The sequence below is a fragment of the Ochrobactrum sp. SFR4 genome, assembly GCF_019730395.1.
Lineage (GTDB): Bacteria > Pseudomonadota > Alphaproteobacteria > Rhizobiales > Rhizobiaceae > Pseudochrobactrum.
Genome location: NZ_JAAPBB010001156.1, coordinates 1 through 246, shown reverse-complemented (window position 1 = coordinate 246; position 246 = coordinate 1). Strand labels below are relative to the sequence as shown.

Genomic DNA, 246 nt, shown 5'->3' with positions numbered 1-246 from the left:
CGCCTGAAATCAAGCCTTGAGGATAGCACCTCAGCAGGTAGTCAGATTGCAAACTACATGCTGACCAATCTCAACTCACTGCCTTTTGAGAATGCAGCAACACTTGCTGAAAAAATCGGCGTCAGCGAAGTGACAATCGGACGTTTTTGTCGAAAGCTTGGCTATAAGCATTTCAAAGACTTAAAGACGGAGTTAGGCGAATCCATCGGGCATCAACCGTGGCTTGTTGGCGATCGGTTGAAAGAG

The 246-nt window shown here is 47.2% G+C and carries 1 protein-coding gene; it reads left to right on the top strand.

Going from position 1 to position 246, the window contains the following annotated elements:
* Positions 1-246 (top strand): MurR/RpiR family transcriptional regulator (locus tag HBA93_RS22675; RefSeq protein ID WP_502910185.1); only part of this gene is annotated, 246 nt, incomplete at both ends.